At 72.6% G+C, this 1,074-nt stretch carries 1 protein-coding gene and 1 pseudogene; both read left to right on the top strand.

Annotated elements, in window-relative coordinates:
* Window positions 1-346: pseudogene (locus G6030_RS09310) on the top strand (hypothetical protein); the annotation flags it as partial.
* The coding region (locus G6030_RS09305) for an isoprenyl transferase (RefSeq protein WP_182642942.1) at window positions 321-1,074 on the top strand (754 nt) is incomplete at its 3' end. The pseudogene G6030_RS09310 and the gene G6030_RS09305, both read left to right, overlap by 26 nt.

The raw sequence follows: 1,074 nt of genomic DNA, 5'->3' as shown, positions 1-1,074 counted from the left end.
GTGGGACGCCGTGGGGCTGTCCTCGCCCGCGGTCGTCCGGCAGGCCTCCGGCATCGCGGCCGCGCACCTGCAGTGGCATCTCGAGCGCGACCTGCGCAGCCTGCCGCTGGTTGACCGCGGGCTGATCGGCGCGGATGCCGACGGAGTCGTCGCCGCTCGTCCTGATTCCGCTCGGCCCGACTCCGCTCGTCCCGCCGGCCGTCCCGACACCGCGGGTCCCGATGCCGCTCGTCCCGCCTCCGCCCGTCCCGCCTCCGCCCGTCCCGCCGATGCGGCCTGGCCCGCCGATTCCGCCCCCGTCATCCCCGTTGAGGAGCCCCGTGCCCGGACTACCCAGATTCCGTAAGCGTCCCGCGCCGCAGGCGGCCACGGTCCGGCCGCCGACTCCGCATCCGTCGGGGACGCGGCCGCCGGCCATCCCCGCCGAGTTCGTGCCCCGCCACGTCGCGCTGGTCATGGACGGCAACGGGCGCTGGGCGCAGGAGCGCGGTCTGCCCCGTACCGAGGGGCACAAGCGCGGCGAGGCCGTGCTGATGGACGTGGTCCAGGGGTGCATCGAGATGGGCATCCCGTATCTGTCCGCGTACGCGTTCTCCACCGAGAACTGGAAGCGCAGCCCGGAGGAGGTGCGGTTCCTCATGGGCTTCAACCGCGACGTCCTGCGGCGACGTCGCGACGAGATGCACGCCCTCGGGGTGCGCGTGCGGTGGGCCGGCCGGCGACCGCGGCTGTGGGGGTCGGTCATCAAAGAGCTCGAGGAGGCGGAGGAGCTCACCCGCGACAACACGGTCATGACCCTGGCCATGTGCGTGAACTACGGCGGCCGGGCCGAGATCGTCGACGCCGCGCGCGACATCGCCCGACGTGTGGCCGCCGGCGAGCTGGGGCCCGACGACATCACCGAGGAGAACTTCGCCGGCTTCCTCGACGAGCCCGACATGCCGGACGTCGACCTGTTCCTGCGCCCGTCGGGGGAGCTGCGCACGTCGAATTTCCTGCTGTGGCAGAGCGCGTACGCCGAGTTCGTCTTCCAGGACACCTTGTTCCCGGACTTCGATCGCCGAGACCTGTGGG

Origin of the sequence: Dietzia sp. E1 (genome assembly GCF_014145015.1) — a bacterium.
GTDB lineage: Bacteria > Actinomycetota > Actinomycetes > Mycobacteriales > Mycobacteriaceae > Dietzia > Dietzia cinnamea_A.
This window is presented reverse-complemented; position numbering and strand designations above follow the sequence as displayed.